This is a genomic window from Chitiniphilus shinanonensis DSM 23277, assembly GCF_000374805.1.
GTDB lineage: Bacteria > Pseudomonadota > Gammaproteobacteria > Burkholderiales > Chitinibacteraceae > Chitiniphilus > Chitiniphilus shinanonensis.
Genome location: NZ_KB895340.1, coordinates 21428 through 41768 on the forward strand (window position 1 = coordinate 21428; position 20341 = coordinate 41768).

General features: G+C 66.2%; 24 protein-coding genes. 10 read left to right on the forward strand and 14 right to left on the reverse strand.

All coding sequences use genetic code 11. The features are described from left to right. Positions 1-40 precede the first annotated feature (40 nt). The 4 genes from C556_RS0108225 to phnC all read right to left on the reverse strand — a co-directional run bounded on the left by C556_RS0108225 (position 41) and on the right by phnC (position 3379). Entirely contained in the window at positions 41-598 is a 558-nt protein-coding gene (locus C556_RS0108225) for a phosphonate degradation HD-domain oxygenase (protein ID WP_018747762.1), read from the reverse strand. A gap of 91 nt (positions 599-689) precedes the next feature. Beyond that, on the reverse strand, positions 690-1484 hold the full coding sequence (gene phnE, locus C556_RS0108230; RefSeq protein WP_018747763.1) for a phosphonate ABC transporter, permease protein PhnE: 795 nt from the start codon (positions 1482-1484) through the stop codon (positions 690-692). Positions 1485-1541: 57 nt separating this feature from the next. After that, the gene (phnD, locus tag C556_RS0108235; RefSeq protein ID WP_018747764.1) at positions 1542-2522 is read right to left on the reverse strand and encodes a phosphonate ABC transporter substrate-binding protein; all 981 of its coding nucleotides are present in this window, start codon (positions 2520-2522) and stop codon (positions 1542-1544) included. Between the two features lie 32 nt (positions 2523-2554). Then, on the reverse strand, positions 2555-3379 hold the full coding sequence (phnC, locus tag C556_RS0108240; protein ID WP_018747765.1) for a phosphonate ABC transporter ATP-binding protein: 825 nt from the start codon (positions 3377-3379) through the stop codon (positions 2555-2557). 238 nt (positions 3380-3617) lie between these two features. On the opposite strand from phnC, the gene C556_RS0108245 reads away from it, so the two are divergent. Both C556_RS0108245 and C556_RS0108250 read left to right on the forward strand, forming a co-directional pair. Continuing rightward, the gene (locus tag C556_RS0108245; protein ID WP_018747766.1) at positions 3618-3845 is read left to right on the forward strand and encodes a flagellar basal body rod C-terminal domain-containing protein; all 228 of its coding nucleotides are present in this window, start codon (positions 3618-3620) and stop codon (positions 3843-3845) included. 101 nt (positions 3846-3946) lie between these two features. Beyond that, entirely contained in the window at positions 3947-4690 is a 744-nt protein-coding gene (locus C556_RS0108250; RefSeq protein WP_018747767.1) for an SDR family oxidoreductase, read from the forward strand. Between the two features lie 88 nt (positions 4691-4778). Here C556_RS0108250 and C556_RS0108255 read toward each other — a convergent pair whose 3' ends face one another. Together C556_RS0108255 and C556_RS0108260 are read right to left on the reverse strand one after the other, a co-directional pair. Further along, positions 4779-5729 (reverse strand): D-2-hydroxyacid dehydrogenase, encoded by a 951-nt coding sequence (locus tag C556_RS0108255; RefSeq protein WP_018747768.1) that lies wholly within the window; start codon positions 5727-5729, stop codon positions 4779-4781. Positions 5730-5746: 17 nt separating this feature from the next. Then, positions 5747-6631 (reverse strand): LysR family transcriptional regulator ArgP, encoded by an 885-nt coding sequence (locus tag C556_RS0108260; RefSeq protein ID WP_018747769.1) that lies wholly within the window; start codon positions 6629-6631, stop codon positions 5747-5749. A 138-nt stretch (positions 6632-6769) separates the two neighbouring features. On the opposite strand from C556_RS0108260, the gene lysA reads away from it, so the two are divergent. Next, positions 6770-8005, forward strand: a complete 1236-nt coding sequence (gene lysA, locus C556_RS0108265; RefSeq protein WP_018747770.1) for a diaminopimelate decarboxylase — start codon at positions 6770-6772, stop codon at positions 8003-8005. A gap of 232 nt (positions 8006-8237) precedes the next feature. On the opposite strand, the gene leuB is transcribed toward lysA, so the two are convergent. The 5 genes from leuB to leuC all read right to left on the reverse strand — a co-directional run bounded on the left by leuB (position 8238) and on the right by leuC (position 12418). Beyond that, positions 8238-9302, reverse strand: coding sequence for a 3-isopropylmalate dehydrogenase (leuB, locus tag C556_RS0108270; RefSeq protein WP_018747771.1), 1065 nt, complete (start codon positions 9300-9302; stop codon positions 8238-8240). A 66-nt stretch (positions 9303-9368) separates the two neighbouring features. After that, positions 9369-10100 (reverse strand): glucosamine-6-phosphate deaminase, encoded by a 732-nt coding sequence (gene nagB, locus C556_RS0108275; RefSeq protein WP_018747772.1) that lies wholly within the window; start codon positions 10098-10100, stop codon positions 9369-9371. Between the two features lie 114 nt (positions 10101-10214). Then, positions 10215-10853, reverse strand: coding sequence for a 3-isopropylmalate dehydratase small subunit (gene leuD / locus C556_RS0108280; protein WP_018747773.1), 639 nt, complete (start codon positions 10851-10853; stop codon positions 10215-10217). Between the two features lie 3 nt (positions 10854-10856). Continuing rightward, positions 10857-10988 carry an entericidin A/B family lipoprotein gene (locus tag C556_RS0108285; RefSeq protein WP_018747774.1) on the reverse strand — a complete coding sequence of 44 codons (132 nt, stop codon included), beginning with the start codon at positions 10986-10988 and terminating at the stop codon, positions 10857-10859. Positions 10989-11008: 20 nt separating this feature from the next. Then, the gene (leuC, locus tag C556_RS0108290) at positions 11009-12418 is read right to left on the reverse strand and encodes a 3-isopropylmalate dehydratase large subunit (RefSeq protein ID WP_018747775.1); all 1410 of its coding nucleotides are present in this window, start codon (positions 12416-12418) and stop codon (positions 11009-11011) included. Positions 12419-12742: 324 nt separating this feature from the next. Here leuC and C556_RS0108295 point away from each other — a divergent pair, with 324 nt between their 5' ends. The 3 genes from C556_RS0108295 (at position 12743) to C556_RS0108305 (ending at position 14499) form a co-directional block, all read left to right on the forward strand. Beyond that, on the forward strand, positions 12743-13519 hold the full coding sequence (locus tag C556_RS0108295; protein WP_018747776.1) for a helix-turn-helix transcriptional regulator: 777 nt from the start codon (positions 12743-12745) through the stop codon (positions 13517-13519). A gap of 267 nt (positions 13520-13786) precedes the next feature. After that, positions 13787-14215: a ribonuclease domain-containing protein gene (locus C556_RS0108300; protein WP_018747777.1), complete on the forward strand. Its 429-nt coding sequence runs from the start codon at positions 13787-13789 to the stop codon at positions 14213-14215. Positions 14216-14220: 5 nt separating this feature from the next. Next, entirely contained in the window at positions 14221-14499 is a 279-nt protein-coding gene (locus C556_RS0108305; RefSeq protein WP_026262919.1) for a barstar family protein, read from the forward strand. A gap of 274 nt (positions 14500-14773) precedes the next feature. On the opposite strand, the gene C556_RS0108310 is transcribed toward C556_RS0108305, so the two are convergent. Further along, positions 14774-15532 carry a ferritin-like domain-containing protein gene (locus C556_RS0108310; protein ID WP_018747779.1) on the reverse strand — a complete coding sequence of 253 codons (759 nt, stop codon included), beginning with the start codon at positions 15530-15532 and terminating at the stop codon, positions 14774-14776. Positions 15533-15737: 205 nt separating this feature from the next. On the opposite strand from C556_RS0108310, the gene C556_RS0108315 reads away from it, so the two are divergent. Beyond that, entirely contained in the window at positions 15738-16064 is a 327-nt protein-coding gene (locus C556_RS0108315; RefSeq protein WP_018747780.1) for a helix-turn-helix domain-containing protein, read from the forward strand. Between the two features lie 3 nt (positions 16065-16067). On the opposite strand, the gene C556_RS0108320 is transcribed toward C556_RS0108315, so the two are convergent. Beyond that, positions 16068-16940 carry a radical SAM protein gene (locus C556_RS0108320; RefSeq protein WP_040430820.1) on the reverse strand — a complete coding sequence of 291 codons (873 nt, stop codon included), beginning with the start codon at positions 16938-16940 and terminating at the stop codon, positions 16068-16070. Then, positions 16927-17385 (reverse strand): universal stress protein, encoded by a 459-nt coding sequence (locus C556_RS0108325; RefSeq protein ID WP_018747782.1) that lies wholly within the window; start codon positions 17383-17385, stop codon positions 16927-16929. The genes C556_RS0108320 and C556_RS0108325 overlap by 14 nt, the downstream gene beginning before the upstream one ends. 137 nt (positions 17386-17522) lie before the next feature. Here C556_RS0108325 and C556_RS0108330 point away from each other — a divergent pair, with 137 nt between their 5' ends. The 3 genes from C556_RS0108330 to C556_RS0108340 all read left to right on the forward strand — a co-directional run bounded on the left by C556_RS0108330 (position 17523) and on the right by C556_RS0108340 (position 20338). Beyond that, entirely contained in the window at positions 17523-17972 is a 450-nt protein-coding gene (locus C556_RS0108330) for an acyl-CoA thioesterase (RefSeq protein WP_018747783.1), read from the forward strand. A 19-nt stretch (positions 17973-17991) separates the two neighbouring features. Next, on the forward strand, positions 17992-18405 hold the full coding sequence (locus C556_RS0108335; RefSeq protein ID WP_018747784.1) for a hypothetical protein: 414 nt from the start codon (positions 17992-17994) through the stop codon (positions 18403-18405). Between the two features lie 127 nt (positions 18406-18532). Continuing rightward, positions 18533-20338 carry a methyl-accepting chemotaxis protein gene (locus C556_RS0108340; RefSeq protein ID WP_018747785.1) on the forward strand — a complete coding sequence of 602 codons (1806 nt, stop codon included), beginning with the start codon at positions 18533-18535 and terminating at the stop codon, positions 20336-20338. The last annotated feature ends 3 nt before the right edge of the window (positions 20339-20341 follow it).

A 20341-nucleotide genomic window follows, 5' to 3' on the forward strand; every position in this document is an offset into this window, starting at 1 on the left:
GATCGAGTTGCCGTGGAGGGCGATGAAATGCCGGGTGGGTTCAGGCTGGAATGATGCGTGTCGCAGTCGCTGCAATCGCCAGGTAATGCTCCAGTGATGGCGTGGGCTTGCCCGGCACCTTGGCCAGATCGTCCCACTGGCGCAGCCGCACCGCGTCGGCGGCGTAGGGCTGGGCAATGAACTCGGCGGCCGCCGCCTGGGTCATCGTGCCGCCTTGCAGGTTCAGGCTGCGCTGCGAGGCGAACGACAGCATGCCGCGGTAGCCCGGCTGCACCGCGCACAGGTAGCGCTTGGCGTCGACGTGCAGGCGGATCGGCTCCAGCACGTCGTGGTCGAACAGCGGCCGCAGGAACGGCAGCGCCAGGAACTGGTGCACGTCGTCCACGCCTTCGGCGGCGGGATCGTCCCCCATTTCATGGACCAGGTGGCCCAGGTCATGCAGCAGCGCGGCGGTGATCAGCGCGGCGCTGGCGCCGGCGCGCTCGGCCAGTTCGGCGCACTGCAACGCGTGCTCGCGCTGCGACACGCCCTCGGCACCGTAGTATTCCTCGCCACGGCGGTTGAACAGCAGATGGATGTCGGCGATGCTCAGCGCCATGTTGCCTCCGTAAACGGGGTTCAGCGGCCAACAAAACCCGGCGGTTCCGGCAAGGAGCGCGGCACCGCAAGGAGGGTTTTGCCAGTGGCTCTCAAATCAGGCCCTTGCGGATGCGGGCGGAGATCAGGTCGATCAGCGACACGGTGACGACGATCATGATCATCACCGCGCAGGTGTCGGCGTACTGGAAGCCGCGGATGATCTCGTACAGCACCACGCCGATGCCGCCGGCACCGACCATGCCGACCACCGAGGCCGAGCGCACGTTCGATTCGAAGCGGTACAGCGAATACGAGATCCACAGCGGCAGCACCTGCGGAATCACGCCGTAGATCACTTCCTCCAGCGGCGAGGCGCCGGTGGAGCGGATGCCTTCCACCGGGCGCGGGTCGATGGCCTCGACCGCCTCGGAGAACAGCTTGGCGAGAATGCCGGTGGTGTGCACCCACAGCGCCAGCACGCCGGCAAACGGCCCCAGGCCGACGGCGACGATGAACAGCATGGCGAACACCATCTCGTTGATGGCGCGGCAGGCATCCATGACGCGGCGCACCGGCTGGTAGACCCAGGCCGGCACGATGTTGGCGGACGACAAGACCCCCAGCGGCACGGCGCAGACCACGGCCAGCACCGTGCCCCACAGGGCGATCTGCACGGTGACGATCATCTCGCTCAGGTAGATGCGCCAGTCGCGGAAATTGGGCGGGAAGAAGTCGCCGGCGAACTGCGCCATGTTGCCGGAATCGCGGAACAGGTCGAGCGGGCGCATGTCGGCGCCGCGCCAGGCCCAGGCCAGCACCAGGCACAACAGCGCCCAGCCGATCAGGCGGCCGGTGTGGTGCGCCGGGCGCGGCGCGGGCGGAATGGCAATTGCAAGGTCGGTCATGATGGCGTTCCAAATGGCGACGCGCCGGCGGTGGAGCCCGCCGGCGCGTCGCGTTGCTTACTTGCTGCCGGCGGCGGCCAGTTGGCGGCCCAGTTCGGCCAGCCTGGCGTTCACGTCGTCGAGCTGGGTCTTCTTCTCGGCGTCGGACAACGTGGTGTCGTCCTCGATCTTGCTCTTCACGCGGGCCAGTTCCAGCTGGCGGGTGGGCAGCAATTGGGCATCGCTGGAGGCGCGGAAGCTGCCGGTGTTGTAGATGGCCTTGAGCACGGCCTTTTCGCGCTCGTTCTTGCCGTAGCCGACGATGAAGGCGCGGATGCGGTTCTTCAGGTCGTCCGGCAGATCCTTGCGGTACACCAGCGGGTCCTTCGGGATCAGCGGCGAACGCCACAGCACGCGGATCTGCGCGTAGCGCTCCGGCGAGGTCTGCTTCAGCTTGTCCAGTTGTTCGGTGTTGTTGGTGGCGACGTCCACCTGGCGGGCGAGCACGGCCATGATGTTGGTCTCGTGGTTGGCGTTGCGCACCGTGCTGAAGTGGGTCTTGGGGTTGATGTCGTTCTGGGCGAACAGGTAGTAGCCCGGCACCAGGAAGCCCGAGGTCGATTGCGGATCGCCCATGCCCAGCGTGTACTTGCCCTTGTTCTTCAGCACCTGGTCCACCGAGGTGATGCCGCTGTCCTTGTGGGTGATCAGCAGCGACCAGTAGCCCGGGGCGCCGTCGGCGTCCACCTGCTGGGCGAACACTTCGCCGCCGGCGCGATCGACCGCCTCGATGGCGGACTTGTTGCCGAACCAGCCGAGCTGCACCTTGTTGAAGCGCATGCCTTCGATCACGCCGGCGTAGTCCGGGGCGAAAAATGCGTTCACCTTGATGCCGAGCTGCTTGCTCATGTCATCGACCAGCGGCTGCCACATCTGGCGCAGCGCGCCGGTGGATTCGGTGGCGATGATGCCGAAATTCAGTTCTTTCGGCGCTTCGGCGGCGTGGAGCGGCAGCACGGTGGCGGCCAGCGCGACCGCGGTCAGAAAACGACGGAACATCGGAACGACTCCTTGATGGCGGGGTGGGGTTATCAGTGGGCGAGCGCGGGCTGCGGCGCGGCTTGCGCCTCGGGCGCGCCGTGGGCGATCAATTCGGTGGCCAGCGGGCCGTAGATGTCGTGCAGCAGCGCCGGGGTCAGCCGCGCCGGGGTGCCGTCGTAGACCACGCGCCCCTGGTGCAGCGCCACCACGCGCTGGCAATAGCGCATGGCGATGTCCACCTGGTGCAGCGACACGATCACGGTGGTGCCCAGCTCGCGGTTGATGCGGGCCAGGGTGTCCATCACCTTGCGCGCGGCGGCGGGGTCGAGCGAGGCGATCGGCTCGTCGGCCAGGATCAGGCGCGCTTCCTGCACCAGGGTGCGGGCGATGGCGGCGCGTTGTTGCTGACCGCCGGACAACGTGGACGCACGCTGCGCGGCGTATTTGTCGATGCCCACCTGCGCCAGCGCCGCCATGCAGCGCTGGCGCTCGTCGCGGGTGAACCACTTGAACACCGAGCGCCACGGCGGCACGCGGTGCAACATGCCGGTCAGCACGTTGGTGGTCAGCGGCAGGCGCCCGACCAGGTTGAACTGCTGGAACACGAAGCCGATCTGGGTGCGCAGCGCGCGCACGTCGCGCGCCAGCTTGCCGTCGCGCTGCACGTAGCGGTCCAGCACCTTGACGCTGCCGCTGCCGGCGTCGCCGCAGACGAAACCGGCGATATGGCGCAGCAGGGTGGATTTGCCCGAGCCGGAAGCGCCGAGCAGCACCACCATCTCGCCCTCATCCACGCGCAGGTTCACGTTGTCCAGCGCCTTCTGGCCTGGGGTGAAGGTCTTGCTGAGCTGGCGGATTTCCAAAGCGATGGCCATGGCCGCGCTCCCCGTGTTGAACGATGGCGCGGATTCTGGGCGCGTCAGATGAAAGCGAGATGTCTATACAATGAACAACAGATGACGGCCATGCGACGCCCAACTGTCACCACGGCCGCACGCGGCCGCCCGGCGGGCCAGGCAGCCGCTTCGCCCCCGCAATCGTCCGGCGCGCGGCATCATCGTCGGATGTCGGTGGCCTTGCCGGCACGGCTTGGCACGGATTACAGGAACGATCATGAGCTTCTCCACCTTGGGCATCGGCCTGGCCGGGATGCAGACCTACCAGCGGGCGCTGGACGTCTCGTCGGCACGCGTCGCCTCCGCCGGGCTGCGCGACGACACCGACGGCCTGACTCGCGGTCTGGTCGGCACCACCGAGGCCAAGGACAACTTCCAGGCCGCCGCCAAGGTGGTGAAGGCGGCCGACGAGATGATCGGCTCGCTGATCGACACGCTGGCCTGAGCGCCGGCCCGCAGCAGCGGCGCGTCTCGGGTGAATCCGGTAATGCGTCCGCCAGCGGAATCGCCCATGCTTCGTATTCCCCTCATTCGTGGATGCGCAGCATGAACGACGCCCTCTCTTCCAAAGTTGCCATCGTCACCGGCGCCTCGCGCGGCATCGGTGCCGCCATCGCCGAGCGGCTGGCGCACGATGGCTTTGCCGTGGTGGTCAACTACGCCGCCAGCGTCGGCGACGCCGGGCAACTGGTGGCGCGGATCGAGGCCGCCGGCGGCCGCGCCATCGCGGTACGCGCCGACGTCGCCGATCCGGCGGCGATGCGCGCCCTGTTCGACGAGGCCGAACGGCAGCTGGGCAAGGTGGACGTGCTGGTGAATAACGCCGGGGTGATGCAGGTGGCGCCGATCGCCGAGGCCGACGACGAGGTCTACCAGCGCACCTTCGACATCAATGTGCGCGGCACCTTCAACGGCCTGCGCGAAGCCGCGACGCGGCTGAACCAGGGCGGGCGCATCGTCAATTTCTCCACCACCGCGCTGGCGCTGAAGCTGCCGGGCTATGCGATCTACAACGCGTCGAAGGCGGCGGTGGAGGCGATGACCCAGGTGTTCGCCAAGGAACTGCGCGGCCGCGACATCACGGTGAACGCGGTGGCGCCGGGGCCGGTGGCGACCGAGCTGTTCCTACAGGGCAAGACCGAGGAACAGATCGAAAACTTCGCCCGGATGCCGCCGCTGCAACGGCTGGGCCAGCCGGACGATATCGCGTCGGTGGTGTCGTTCCTGGTCAGCCCGCACGCGGGCTGGGTGAATGGGCAGGTGCTGCGCGCCAATGGTGGTCTGGCTTAGCGGGGAACTCAGCTGATGTACTTGCGCATGGCAATGCGCATTCCTCGTGCGCGATGCCACCGCCGACGGCGAACGCCCCAGATCGCCGTCAGACCAGGTTGCGCGGCTCGCCCTTGAGAAAGGCGTCGATGTTGTCGGTGAGTTGTCCGGCCAGTCGCTGCATGGTCTGTTCGCTGGCCCAGGCCACGTGCGGGGTGACGATCAGGTTGGGCAGCGACACGTCCAGCAGCGGGTTGCCGCGGCGCGGCGGTTCCTCGTGCAGCACGTCGATGCCGGCGCCGCCGAGGTGGCCGGTTTGCAGGGCGGCCAGCAACGCGGCTTCGTCCACCAGGCCGCCGCGCGCGGTGTTGAGCAGCAGCGCGCCGGGCTTCATCCGCGCCAGCGCGGCGGCATCGATCAGGTTGCGGGTGTCGTCGGTCAGCGGGCAGTGCAGGCTGAGCACGTCGGCGCTGGCCAGCGCGCTGTCGAAGTCCAGGTAGCCGTCGCGCACCGTATCGGCGCCGCGGCGCTCGACGAAACGCACGTCCATGCCGAAGGCGCGTGCCAGGTGGGCGGTGGCCTGACCCAGCGCGCCGGCGCCGATCAGGCACAGTCGCAATCCGGCCAGGTCGCGCATCGGCGCGCCGAAATGACAGAAACCCGGTGCGCGCTGCCAGGCGCCGTCCTGCACGTCGGCGCGGTAGGCCGGCAACTGGCGCGCCAGCGCCAGCAGCAACATCAGCGTGTGTTCGGCCACGCCGTGGATGGCGTAGTCGCGGATATTGCACACCGCCACGCCGCGCGCCCGGCAGGCATCCAGATCGATGATGTTGTAGCCGGTGGCGGCCACCGCCACCAGCTTGAGCAACGGCGCGGCGGCCAGCACTTCGGCGGTGATCGGCACCTTGTTGGTGATCGCCACCGCCGCGCCGCCCAGGCGCTCGGCGGCTTGCGCCACGCTGCTGGCGGGGTATTCGATCCACTGGTGCGGGCTGGCCGGACGATGCACCGGCACCGGCAGCGTATCGCGGTCGAGAAAGACGATCTGGGGCTGGGACATGACGATTTCCGGATTGATCAAGCAGTGACGAAGCGTGCGGCGAAGCTCTGGATCGCTTCGGTCAGCGCCTGGGCGGCGGCGTTCTGCCGCGTGGCGTAGTGCCAGTACAACGCCACCGGCAACGGCGGCACGCCGAGCGCCACCAGCGCGCCGTCGGCCAGTTGCGGCGCGGCCTGGGCGCGCGGCACCACGGCGTAGGCCACGCCGGCGCAGGCGGCGGCGTACAGCGCGCTGGAATCGGGAATGGCGTGGCACGGATAGCCGCCCTCTTCCAGGCCGTGCGCTTCGCGCAGCCAGCGCCGGTGCAGGCTCTGCTTGCGGCCGTAGACGGCGGCCGGCGCATGGGTCAGCGTCTCGCGGGTGACGCCATCGGCAAAGAAGTGGCCGACGAAGGCCGGCGTGGCGACGAACAGGTAGGCCAGCGCGCCCAGCGAGGCCACTTCGCAGCCGGCCACCGCCTGCGCCTGAGTGCTGATGCAGCCGCTGACCTCGCCGGCCTTGAGCAGGTCGAGGGTGTACGACTCGTCGTCCACCACGCATTCGAGCAGGATGCGATGGCCGCGCAATACCGGCGCCAGCGCCGGAATCAGGCCGATGGCCAGGCTGTCGGCGTTCACGCCGACGCTCAGCGAGTTCCAGCCGGCGCCCTCGCCTTCCACCTGCCGCGCCAGGTCGGTTTCCAGGTCGCGCACCTGCTTGACGTGCGCCAGCAGGCGTTCGCCCGCCGGGGTCGGGCGCACGGGAATGTCGCGCACCAGCAGCACGGCGCCGATGCGTTCCTCCAGCAGGCGGATACGCTGCGACACGGCCGACTGGGTCAGGTGCATGCGCTTGGCGGCGGCGTCGAAGCTGCCGGCGCGGGCGACCATTTCGAGGGCTTCGAGCAGTTTGTAGTCGAGCATGGATGAGCGGTGGTAGCGAAGGCGCCGACGCCGCGGCGGACCATAAGCCGGGCTGATGGCGGATAAGAAAACATCGTTTTACCACGATGCGGCGCTCTGCTTGAATACGCGCGCAATCAATACAGGAAGCCTATCGAGATGAAGCCCGTCCATGGCCCGCAACTGGTGGCGCTGGCCCGCCAACACGGCACGCCGTCCTGGATCTACGACGCCGCGGTGATCCGCGAGCGCATCGCGCAACTGCGCCAGTTCGACACCATCCGCTTCGCCCAGAAGGCGTGCTCCAACATCCATATCCTGCGACTGATGCGCGAGGCCGGGGTGAAGGTGGACGCGGTCTCGCTGGGCGAGATCGAGCGCGCGCTGGCCGCCGGCTATCGCGGCAACGATGCCAACAGCGGCATCGTCTTCACCGCCGACCTCCTGGACCGCGCCACGCTGGCGCGCGTGGTGGAACTGGACATCCCCGTCAATGCAGGCAGCCCGCAGATGCTGGAGCAGCTGGGCCAGGCCAACCCCGGCCATCGGGTGTGGCTGCGCATCAACCCCGGCTTCGGCCACGGCCACAGCCAGAAGACCAACACCGGCGGCGAGCAGAGCAAGCACGGCATCTGGCACGAGCACCTGGACGAAGCCTACGCGCTGATCGATCGCTATCGGCTCGACCTGGTGGGTCTGCACATGCACATCGGCTCGGGCGTGGACTACAGCCATCTGGCGGAGGTATGCGACGCGATGGTGGCGCAGGTGAAGGCCAGCGGCCGCGACCTGCGGGCGATCTCGGCCGGCGGCGGCCTGTCGATCCCGTACCGGGTCGATGGCGAGCGCATCGACACCGCGCATTACTTCAGCCTGTGGGACAAGGCGCGCCAGCAGATCGAGGCCCACCTGGGGCACCCGGTGCACCTGGAGATCGAGCCGGGCCGCTTCCTGGTGGCCGAGTCCGGCAAGCTGGTGGCCGAGGTCCGCGCGCTGAAGGACGTGGGCAGCAATCACTTCGTGCTGTGCGACGCCGGCTTCAACGACCTGATGCGCCCGGCCATGTACGGCAGCCACCACGAGGTGACGCTGCTGACCGCCGACGGTGCGGTCAAGCACGGCCCGACCCGGCCGACGGTGCTGGCCGGCCCGCTGTGCGAATCGGGCGACGTGTTCACCCAGGAGGAAGGCGGCGTGGTGGCGCCGCGCGCACTGCCAGCCGCCGCGGTGGGCGATTTCGTGGTGTTCCACGACGGCGGCGCGTACGGCGCCAGCATGTCCAGCAACTACAACACTCGCCCGCTGATCCCGGAAATCCTGCTCGACGGCGACCAGGCCCGCCTGATCCGGCGGCGGCAGACGGTGGCGGAGCTGCTGGCGCTGGAAGACATCTAACCGCGATAGGCTGGCCAATGAAAAACGCCGTTTCCCTCAACAGGAAACGGCGTTTTTCTTGCAGTCGCCGGGCACGCGCAACGAGCGAAGCGAGGCTCTCTCGCGGCGGCGAGGGCGGGGAGAGTGGGCTCGAACAAAGAGCGCTGTGGCCGGCAAACCACAGGCACGAAGCGCCCGGCTTTGCCGGGGGCCAAACTCCCGTTCCCCGTCAGCCCATCGTTGCCAGTACCGCTTACAGCGCGGCCACCACCGCATCGCCCATCGCCGAGCAGCTCACCTTCTCGGTGCCGGCCTCGTAGATGTCGGCGGTGCGCAGGCCCTTGGCCAGCACGGCCTTGACGGCATCCTCGACGCGGATGGCGGCGGCTTCGGCGTTGAAGCTGTAGCGCAGCATCATCGCCAGCGACAGGATGGTGGCCAGCGGGTTGGCGATGTCCTTGCCGGCGATGTCCGGCGCGGAGCCGTGGCTGGGCTCGTACAGGCCCTTGTTGTTGGCGTCCAGCGAGGCCGACGGCAGCATGCCGATCGAGCCGGTCAGCATCGAGGCTTCGTCCGACAGGATGTCGCCGAAGATGTTGCCGGTGACCATCACGTCGAATTGCTTGGGGTTGCGCACCAGCTGCATCGCGGCGTTGTCCACATACATGTGGCTCAGTTCGACGTCCGGGTAGTCGCGGGCGACGTCGATCATGATTTCCTTCCAGAACTCGGTGGTCTCCAGCACGTTGGCCTTGTCCACCGAGCACAGCTTCTTGTTGCGCTTCTGCGCGGCCTGGAACGCCACGTGGCCGATGCGGCGAATCTCGGATTCGCTGTACAGCATGGTGTTGAAGCCTTCGCGTTCGCCCGCCTCGTTGACGCGCACGCCGCGCGGCTGGCCAAAGTAGATGTCGCCGGTCAGCTCGCGCACGATCAGGATGTCCAGGCCGCTGACCACCTCGGGCTTGAGGGTGGAGGCGTTGGCCAGCTCGGGATAGAGAATGGCCGGGCGCAGGTTGGCGAACAGGTTCAGATCCTTGCGGATGGCCAGCAGGCCGCGCTCGGGGCGCAGCGGGCGATCCAGCTTGTCGTATTGCGGGCCGCCCACGGCGCCCAGCAGCACGGCGTCGGCGGCGCGCGCCAGCTTCTGCGTGACTTCGGGGTACGGCGAGCCGTAGGCGTCGTAGCCGGCGCCGCCCAGCGGGGCTTCTTCCAGCTCGATCTTCAGGCCGTCGGTCTGCAGCGCGGCCAGTACTTTCTTCGCTTGCGCAACGATCTCGGGACCGATGCCATCACCAGGGAGAACGAGAATCTTCATCTTCTTGAGTCCAAATAAAAACCCAAACCCCGGTTGGGGTTTGGGTCGGGTTTCAGCCGCGTGGGATCAGTGCGAAACCTTGTACTGCACGTCGCAGTCGGTCATCACGATCACGCGCGGGTGGGTTTGCAGCAGCGAAGCCGGCACCTGGGTGGTGATCGGGCCGTTCAGGGTGCGGTCGAGGATCTCGGCCTTTTCCTGGCCCTTGACCACCAGCAGGATCATCTTGGCCTGCATGATGGTGCCCATGCCCATGGTCACGGCGTGGGTCGGCACTTCGTCCAGGCTGTTGAAGAAGCGCTTGTTGGCTTCGCGGGTGTCTTCCTTCAGCGTCACCTTGTAGGTGAAGCGCGACAGTTCGGTATCCGGCTCGTTGAAGCCGATGTGGCCGTTGTGGCCGATACCCAGCAGTTGCAGGTCGACCGGGCCTTGCTGGTACAGCATCTCGTCGTAGCGGCGGCACTCGGCGTCGATGTCCGGCGCGTTGCCGTTCGGTACGTGGGTGTTCTCGGGCTTGATGTCGATGTGGTCGAACAGGTTGCGCTGCATGAAGGCGCGATAGCTTTCGGGGTGGGTCACCGGCAGCCCGACGTATTCGTCGAGGTTGAAAGTGCGCGCTTCCTTGAAGCTGATCAGACCCTGCTGGTAAGTCTTGACGATTTCCTTGTACAGGCCCACGGGTGTGCCGCCGGTGGCCATGCCGAGCACGGCATTGGTCTTGGAACGGACAACGGAAATGATCAGGTCGGCTGCGGCACGGTCGAGATCGGCCTGGGTCTTGAATTTATGCAGGATCATGGGTTCTCTACGCTTTTCAGGCTGGGTAAGTGGAATTAACCCTATAAGTATAAATCGCATCCGGCAAGGCCGGTTGACCTTGCCCAAGGATGACCGTGTTTGACCCCCGCGCGTTCAGACGAACAGCCAGGGCTGGCGCTGCTGGTGCCCGGCCTCGAACGCGCGGATGTCGTCGGCATGGGCCAGCGTCAGGCCGATCTCGTCCAGGCCGTTGAGCAGGCAGTGCTTGCGGTGCGCGGTGATCTCGAACGGGAACGATTGGCCGGACGGCGTGACCATGGTCTGCGACGGCAGGTCGATGGTCAGGCGATAACCTTCGGACTGCTCGGCCTCGCGGAACAACTGGTCCACCACCTCGGCCGGCTGCACGATGGGCAGCAATCCGTTCTTGAAGCAGTTGTTGAAGAAGATGTCGGCGAAGCTGGGCGCGATCAGCGCGCGAAAGCCGTAATCCTCGATGGCCCACGGCGCATGCTCGCGGCTGGAACCGCAGCCGAAGTTCTCGCGCGCCAGCAGTACCTCGGCGCCACGGAAGCGCGGAAAGTTCAGCACGAATTCCGGGTTCACCGGGCGGGTGCTGTTGTCCATGCCCGGCTCGCCGTGATCGAGGTAGCGCCACTCGTCGAACAGGTTGGGGCCGAAGCCCGAACGCTTGATCGATTTGAGGAACTGCTTGGGGATGATGGCGTCGGTGTCGACGTTGGCCCGGTCGAGCGGGCAGACGAGGCCGTTGATCTGGTTGAATGCTTTCATGGCTTATTTCTGCGCCGCGCCTTCGATCTTGTCGCCCAGTTTCTGCACGTCCTTGCCGAAGCCGTGAACGGTGTTACAGGCGGACAACGAAGCCATGGCGACCACCGCCACCACGGCCAACAGGATCGATTTCATCAGCGACTCTCCTAATTCGGTTAAGCGAAGGTACGTACATCGACGAAGTGGCCGGCGATGGCGGCGGCTGCGGCCATCTCCGGGCTGACCAGGTGGGTGCGGCCACCCTGCCCTTGCCGGCCTTCGAAGTTGCGGTTCGAGGTGGAGGCGCAGCGCTCGCCCGGCTCCAGCCGGTCGGCGTTCATCGCCAGGCACATCGAGCAGCCCGGCTCGCGCCACTCGAAGCCGGCCTCGATGAAGATCTTGTCCAGGCCCTCGGCCTCCGCCTGCGCTTTTACCAGCCCCGATCCGGGCACCACCATGGCGAGCTTCACATTCGCGGCCTTGGTGCGGCCACGCGCGATCTCGGCGGCGGCGCGCAGATCCTCGATGCGGCTGTTGGTACAGGAGCCGATGAACACCTTGTCGATGGTGATCTGGCTGATCGGGGTATCGGCCGCCAGGCCCATGTATTGCAACGCGCGCTCGGCGCTGCCCTTCTTCACCGGATCGGCTTCGCCGGCCGGGTCGGGCACTCGCGCGCCGATGGACACCACCTGCTCGGGCGAAGTGCCCCAGGTGACTTGCGGTTCGATATCTTCGGCCTTGAGTTCGACCACATTGTCGAACACCGCACCTTCGTCGCTGACCAGGGTACGCCAGTAGGCGACGGCCCGATCCCAGGTTTCGCCGGTGGGCGCGAACGGGCGCCCCTTCACGTAATCGATGGTGGTCTGGTCCACCGCCACCATGCCGGCACGCGCACCGGCCTCGATCGCCATGTTGCACAGGGTCATGCGGCCTTCCATCGACAGCGAGCGGATGGCGCTGCCGCCGAATTCCACCGCATAGCCGGTGCCGCCAGCGGTACCGATGCGCCCGATGATCGCCAGCGCCACATCCTTGGCGGTGACGCCGCGGCCAAGCTGGCCTTCAACCTTGACCAACATGGCCTTGGATTGCTTGGCGACCAGCGTCTGCGTGGCCATCACGTGTTCCACCTCGGAGGTGCCGATGCCGTGCGCCAGCGCGCCGAACGCGCCGTGGGTGGAGGTATGGCTGTCGCCGCAGACCACGGTCATCCCGGGCAGGGTGGCGCCGTTTTCCGGGCCGACCACGTGCACGATGCCCTGGCGCAGGTCCTTGAACGGAAAATAGGCCAGCGCGCCGAACGCCTTGATGTTGGCGTCGAGCGTTTCCACCTGCTGCCGGCTGATCGGGTCCTTGATGCCCTCGTCCCAATGGTCGGTCGGGGTATTGTGGTCGGCGGTGGCCACGATGGAGTGGTTGCGCCAGGGCTTGCGGCCAGCCAGACGCAGACCTTCGAACGCCTGCGGGCTGGTCACTTCGTGCACCAGGTGGCGGTCGATGTAGATCAGACAGGTGCCGTCCTCTTCTTCCCGGACGACATGCGAACTCCACAACTTGTCGTACAACGTCTGCGCTTTCATGCTGGATTCCGTTCGATGCAGGCACCTGGAGCGGGCCGATGACGCGAGATTAGGCGGATTGCCCGAGCCGGACAATACCAGCGATTATCCTGGTATAAAAACTACCCAGTAACAGGATGCAGCACCATGCCGACCAGTGCGGCCAAGACGGCAACCCTGGTATAAGAGCGGCTGACAAAACCCGGCGCAGCGGCCCTGGCGAGACGCGCGAAACGAGATAATACAAGGCGTACGACAAGCGAGGCGTGGCGCCCGCGCGGCGGCGCCCGGAGATTTTTGTCAGCCGCTCCAGATCGCCCATCACTACCGGGATAAAGACCGACCATGTCCATCCGTCGCAAGGAACTCGGCGACTTCCTCGCCTCGCTGCGCAGCAAATGCCCGCCGGCGGCGTTCGGCTTCCCCGCCGGCATCCGCCGCCGCACCCAGGGCCTGCGGCGGGAGGAAGTGGCCCAACTGGCCGAGATCAGCCCCACCTGGTACACCTGGATCGAACAGGGCCGCGACATCAATGTTTCCAGCGACGCGCTCGACCGGCTGGCGCGCGCGCTGCGCATGGATCGCACCCAGCGCGCCTACCTGTTCGAACTGGCCGGCCGCCGCGACATCAGTCCGCTTCCCGCCGATCCCGAATTGCCCGACGGCCTGCTGGACAACCTGGTGCAAGGCATCGCCATGCCGGCCTACGTGCTGGGACGCTACTGGGAAGTGCTCGCCTTCAACCCGGCCGCCGCCGCGCTGTTCAGCGGCTGGCTGGACCAACCCGGCCCGCACAACCTGCTGGAATACGTGTTCCTCGATCCGGGCGCGCGCATTCTGGTCGAGGACTGGGAAGCCCGCGCCCGGCGGCTGGCGGCCGAGTTCCGCGCCGACAGCCGCTCCAGCCTGGACGACCCGGTGCTGGAAGCGTTCGTGGCGCGGCTGGCGGCGGAAAGCCCGGACTTCGCCGAGTTCTGGCGTCGCCACGACGTGCTGGAACGCCAGGGCGGGCTGCGTGGCTTTCACCACCCGCAGCGCGGCCATCTCGCCTATCAGCAGGTGACGTTCCGGCTGGTGGATCACGACGAAATCAAGCTGGTGATGCTGCGGCCCACGACCTGAGAGCCTGTTCAAAACCTTTTCACGGCAGCGCCGGGCACCACGGGTTCGGGGCATTGCCGGGGCGCTGCCGCGTTGCATGCCGCTCACGGTATTCATACCGCATGCGTCCTGCGCCTTGCCGTACACCGACACGGCTCCGAATGCTGTCGCGAAAAGATCTTGAACAGGCTCTGGGCCGCCATTCGGCGCGGACGATACGGTTGACCGGCCCGGCCGGGCATCCCGGGCATGACACTGGCAGAATGCGCTTTTCCCCTGGAACCGATCATGCGCCGCTTCCTGTTTGCCCTGCTGTTGTGTTCATCCCCGGTATTCGCCGCGACCGACTGCCGGCAACTCGCCGGCGAAGTGGCGCGCCAGCAGCGCCTGGACGCCGCCGAACTGGGCGACGTGCTGGTCGCCCTGGGCCGCGATGGCCGGCTGCCCGCCAAGTTCGTCACCAAGCGCGCAGCGCAGGACGCCGGCTGGCAACCCGGGCGCGATCTATGGCAGGTGTTGCCGCAGCATTCGATCGGCGGCGACCGCTTCGGCAACCGCGAGCGCCGTCTGCCCCGGGGCGACTATCGCGAAGCCGACCTCGACTACCGCGGCGGCAAGCGTGGCGCCAAACGCATGGTGTTCGAGCCGCGCGGGCGCCGCTTCGTCACCGTCGATCACTACCAGACCTTCACCGAAATCCCCACCTGCAAGCCATGACGACCATGACCGAACCAAAGCAAGCCGTACTGCAACAGATCCGCACCCTGGACGATGTCTACGACCAGCTCTCCCACCAGCTCGACCTGCCCGGCCACTTCGGCCGCAATCTCGATGCGCTCTATGACGTGCTCCGCGCCAGCGTGGAGGGCCCGCTGGTCATCACCTGGCGAGGCTGCCTGCAATCGCTGCCGCTACTGGGCCAGGAACAGTTCGACGCACTGCTGGGCGTGCTGAACGAGGTGGCCGGCGAACGCGACGATATCCAGATCCGCCTGGCCTAGGGCGAATCGACCTTCAAACGCGGGATGCGTTGGTCCGTGGGCCGGATGGCTGCGCGAAGCGCGGCGCAGCAGATAGCCCTCCTCTCTGCAAGCCGTGCGACAAAGCAGACGCCGGCCCACGGACCAACCCGCAGGGAAGGACGAAGGCCGGGCGCATGGCGGCGTTGCGCCTCGCTTGCGGGGATGACCCCGCGGCACTCGGCACGCCTTGCCCTGCATCCCGGCCTTCGTCCTTCGCACCCGCGTTTGAAGGTCGATTCGCCCCAGGCGCCGATCAGTCGTTCAGCGACTCGATCAGCAGCAACTCCTCGTCGGTGAATCCGGCATCGCGGCGAGCGTCGCGATTGAGCGGCCCCCTGAAGCTGGGTGTGGCGGTGTCGCGCAGCAACTGCACGAAGGTGGCGATCGGGTCGAGGCCGCGCTGCGCGCAGCAGTGGCGATACCAGCGGTTGCCGATGCGCACGTGGCCGATCTCGTCGCGCAGGATCACGTCCAGCACCTCGCACGCCGACGCATCGCCGCTCTGCGCCAGCTTGGCACGGATGCCGGGCGTCACGTCCAGGCCGCGCGCCTCCAGGATGCGCGGCACCAACGCCATGCGCGCCATCACGTCGTGGTCGGTGCGCAACGCCATGTCCCACAGGCCGTTGTGTGCCGGGAAATCGCCATAGGTATGGCCATACCGTGCCAGCTCCCGGCATAACAATGTGAAATGCAGCGCTTCTTCCTTGGCCACTTGCAACCAATCGCGGTAATACGCTAGCGGCATGTCGCCAAAGCGATAGATGGCGTCAAGCGCCAGATTGATGGCATTGAATTCGATGTGCGCGATGGCGTGCAGCAGCGCTGCCCGCCCCGCGGGAGTCGAGATATTTCGCTGGATCAGCGCCCGTGGAGGCACCAGTTCCGGCCGTTCCGGCCGACCCGGGACCGGCAGCCTGACGACCTCGATTTCCGATAACAATGGCAAGTTATCGTTCAGCGCCTCAACAGCTTCGACCTTGGCCTGCGGCCGGGTCTCGCACAGCGCCATGAAAGCGCCACCACGAAGGCCGCCTGAGACATCCGGATTGGATTCAGTTCCCATGGATAACGCGTTTTTTTGGCGATTTCCCCGTGGCAATAGTCACGTGGGATTCAAAAGGGTGGATCGATAAGATGGCGGCATAGCACTGCCAGGAACCTGGGCAAGCGCCCGATTTTATCCGCTGGCAGTCGATGTTCGGGAGTTAATCTACATGTCTGACGAAATCCTCAATCCGCGCGAGATTCGCCGCCGTCTTGGCCTCAACCAGCAACAATTCTGGGGTCGCATCGGCGTCACGCAAAGTGGCGGTTCCCGCTACGAAAGCGGCCGCGCCATGCCCAAGCCTGTCCGCGAACTGCTGCGCGTGGTCCATGTCGAGCAGATCGATCTGGCCGACCTCAGCCGCGAAGACATGCGGGTACTGGAATACCTGCGCAAGTCCAAGCCGGAGCTGTACGAAACGCTGAAGGCCGCCGCGCGCGAGCAGGCCCAGCCCGCCGACAAGCGCCTCCTCGGCGGCAGCGCCTACGCCCGCTGACCGTCAGATGCTGAGCCGGACCGCCAGCCCCAGCGCGGCGATCCGGTCGGCAACCGATTGCATCCATTCCCGCGGTGCCGCCGCCAGCAACGGCGCTTCCACCTGCATCGACGGCCGGGCCAGGCCGTAGAGCAACACCCCTTCCAGTTTCACTCCGTCGGCCAGCTGCGCCGCGACGAAATCCAGGTACGCCTGGATCTCCGCCTCGTCGGGCAGACGCCCTTCCCGCATGAACATACAGGTCTGCAACCACGTGGGGCAGCCTTGCGCCGCCGCAGCCAGATGGCGCGCCACCGCTTCGCGGTTGAGCTGCACCTGGTTCACCTCGGAAAAACCATCCTGCGGCGCGCGATCCAGCTTGAACCACACTTCGCCGTTGAGCGTTTTCAGCGCCGCCAGCGCCTGCTGCACCCGTGCCCGATAGAGCTGGCTGCCATTGGTGATCAGCACGACCTTGATCCGCCCCAGCAGGTCGTAGCGTTGCAGCAGGTGGCGCACGCGCTCGACGGCCTGGGGGAACTCCGGGCTCATGGTCGGCTCGCCGTTGCCCGAGAACGCCACGTCGTTCAGACGGCGCGCGCCTTCGGGAACGCTGCGCGTCATGAAATCGCCGTGCACGATGTCGTGCAGCATGGCGTCGAGTTCGGCTTCCAGTTGGTCCAGTGCGATGGGAGGCGGTCCGCCGCGGGTCAGATCCGGGACCTGGCAATACACGCAGCGCCAGTTGCAGGCATTGTTGGGATTCAGGTTGATGCCGACGGAGACTCCGCCGGCGCGACGCGAAACCACGGGATAGACGTAGGTGAAGCCCGCGGCATCGCGCGCATGGTCGTCCACCCGCAGGACGCGGATGGACGGGACATCATTTGCTGGCATTGTTCGGCGTTCGCACCAGCAGGATCGGCACGTTGGTCGCCCGCATCACGCCCTCGGCCACGCTGCCCAGCAGCAGATGGGTCAGCCCGCCAAAGCCGTGAGTGCCCATGGCGATCAGTTCGGCCTTCCATTTGCTGGCTTCGTCGACAATGGTCTGCGCCAGGTTGCCGCCCCAGGCTTCGAGCAGCTCCTGCTCGGGGTGCAGGCCGGCTTCGCGCAGGGCCTCGGCATGGCGTTCGAGCAACTGTTTGCCGGACTTGCGCAATGCATCCTGCAACTGCGGCACGTCGAGGAATTCGTTGGCGCTCCACGCGAACTGCGCCAGATCGATCACATGGACCAGGCGGATCACCGCCTTCTGTTCGCAGGCAAACTGCGTGGCTTCGCGCACGGCGGCGGCACTGGTTTCGCTGTCGTCGACTGGAACAAGGATCCGTTGGTACATGGCATTCTCCCTGGACATGGCTGTCGTTAAGTCTAGCAGAAGCGTCGATTCCCCCCGCCATCGGATTTTCCGCAGTAGTCAGGGCGGTTCCAGCGGGTAGGATACCTTCACCTTCCCTCTTTCCCGTCCGAAGCGCCATGCCCAGAATCAAGATCGACCCACCGGCCCACGTCGAATACAGCATCACGCTCGGCGTGCGTGCCAGCGACCTGAACTACGGGGCGCATCTGGCCAATCACGCGCTGCTGACGTTGTTGCAGGAAGCCCGCCTGGGCTGGTTGGCCAGCCATGGCCTGAGCGAAACCGGCGACGCGGATCACCCTGGCATCATCCTGGGCGATCTGGCCGTCAGCTTCGCCAGCGAAGCGTTCCTGGGCGAGCAGCTCGTCATCGAGGTCGGCGTGGCCGAATACACGCGGGTGGCCGTCGATCTGCGCTACGCCGTGCGGGAATCGGTCACGGGCCGGCCCGTGGCCACGGCAAGCACTTCGTGCGTGTTTTTCGATTACCATAGCCGCAAGGTCGTACCGATTCCGCAAGCCCTCAAATCCAAGCAGTCTCCGGGCGCCAGCGCAGCGCCCCGATAGCCCACAAAGGAATACAACCATGAAGAAGTACGCAAACAACAGCCCCGAGGCCATGGCTCGCATCCTGGTTCTGCAGATGATCTGCGACGGCAGTTTTGCTCCGGAGGAACTGGAGGAACTGGAGCATCTGCGCGTCTACGAGGCGCTGGGCATTTCCCGCAAGGGCTTCATCCAGGTGTTGCAGGACTACTGCAACGACGTGTCGGACGAAGCGGACGAGAACGGCACCATCCGCCTGGTCGACCGCGAGCGCATCGAAGCGCTGTTCGATACCGTGGACGACCCGAAGAAGCGCCTGGCCGTCGCGGCCATCGCACTGGACCTTGCCAAATCCGACCACGATTTCAGCGAAGTGGAACTGGCGGTGTTCCGTCACATGCTGGCTTACTGGCGCCTGCGCCTGGAAGACCTGCATGCCGCATTCGCATCCTGAACCGACAAAATCATTAACGATGCAGTCGATGCACCCGGCACTGGGTTGACCGTGCCGGGCATTGCCGGCCCCTTCGATCGTCGTGCGGGCGGGCACGACACCAAGCATCAACGCTGGGGAGAGTGCCATGGGCTGGTTGAACGATTTCCACGCGAATCTGGAGCGGACCTTGCTGCCCACCTTGGCACGCAAGTTCGCGTTCCTGTATCTGCTGGTCCTGCCGCCGTTGCTGCTGCTGGCGTTGAGTTATGCCGCCGAAGCCCGGCTGGCGGACGTCGCGCGGAGCCTTAAGCTGGACCCGGCGGCCATCGCACAGCTATCCCAGGTATTGGCTGATTACCGCGTCTGGGCCTGGGTGCTGGTCCTGCTCAGCGTGGTGTTGGTCACCGTCCAGATGGTGTACTTCAACTACTGGATCAAGCGGCCGGTCGGCCGCTTCACCGACGTGTTCCGTCTGGCCGCCAGCGGCGAAGGCGATCTCTCCACCGACATCCCCGCCATCACCAACGACGAGATCGGCGAACTGGCCCGGACCTGCAATCGCTTCCTGGCCAAGCAGCGCGACATCATCGCCAGCGTCCAGGCAATGACGGTGGGCATCGCGCTGGAAGCCGCCAAGTCGATGAAGAACATCAAGGACTCGGCCACCTCGACCCAGCAGCAGGACCAGTTGGCGCAACGAGTGGTCGATGCCAGCGACAGCACCACCCGTGGCATCAACGACGTGTCGCACCGCACCCAGGATATCTCCGGCACCACCGCGCAGAACCTCGACCTGGCGCGCGGCTCGTATGCCGAATTGCAGGACGTCACCAGCCGCATCAACGCGATCACCGCCAAGATCGAGAACTTCAACAACACCGTGGACGGGCTGAACCAGCGCTCGGCCAGCATCAAGAGCATCGTCGACCTGATCCGCGAGATCTCCGGCCAGACCAACCTGCTGGCGCTCAACGCCGCCATCGAAGCCGCGCGGGCCGGCGAGGCGGGGCGCGGTTTCGCCGTGGTGGCGGACGAGGTGCGCAAGCTGGCGGAAAAGGTGGGCGACGCCACCGACGAAATCTCGCGCGATATCGACAGCATGCTGGGCCAGGTGGCCGAGACGCTGACCGAGACCGAACTGATCACCCAGGACGCCAAGCTCACCCACGAGGTGGTGGACAAGGCGTCCGGCCAGTTCGCCAAGATGATGGCCGACTTCGAGAGCACCAGCGGCGCGCTGGCCGAGATCGCCGGCACGCTGGAGAACTTCACCGAGGCCAATCACCTGGTCAACGCCAATGTCTCGGAGATCCACCAGTTGTCGCTGGCAGTGAATGAGCGCATGACGCGTTCGGCGCAATCGTCGCAGGATCTGTCGCGCGCCGCCGAGCGGGTGCAGGAAATGATGGGCCGCTACATCGTCGGCCAGGGCGAGCTGGACACCATCATCCAGCGCACCAGTCGCTACCGCGACGAGATCCAGCTCAAGCTGGAAGCGATGCTGGCGCGCAACGTCAACATCTTCGACCAGAGCTACCGCCCCATTCCCGGCACCGATCCGCAAAAGTTCAAGACCAGCTACGACGCCGAGTTCGAGCGCGAACTGCAGCCGCTGTACGACCGCCTGGTCAAGGAGACCACCGGCGGCAAGTTCTCGCTGGCGGTGGATACCAAGGGCTACGGCGCCACGCATAACAGCTGGTATTCCAAGCCACCCACCGGCGACCGCGCCGTCGACCTCGTCAACAGTCGCGACAAGCGCCTGTTCAACGATCCGGCCGGCCTGCGCGCGGCGCAGATCAACCAGCGCTTCCTGCTGCAAACCTACCTGCGCGATACCGGCGAGATCATGACCGAGCTGGATCTGCCCATCGTGGTCAACGGCCGAGCCTGGGGCGGACTGCGCCTGGGCTTCGACGCCAGCGCACTGATCCAGAAGAGCGGCCACTGAGCC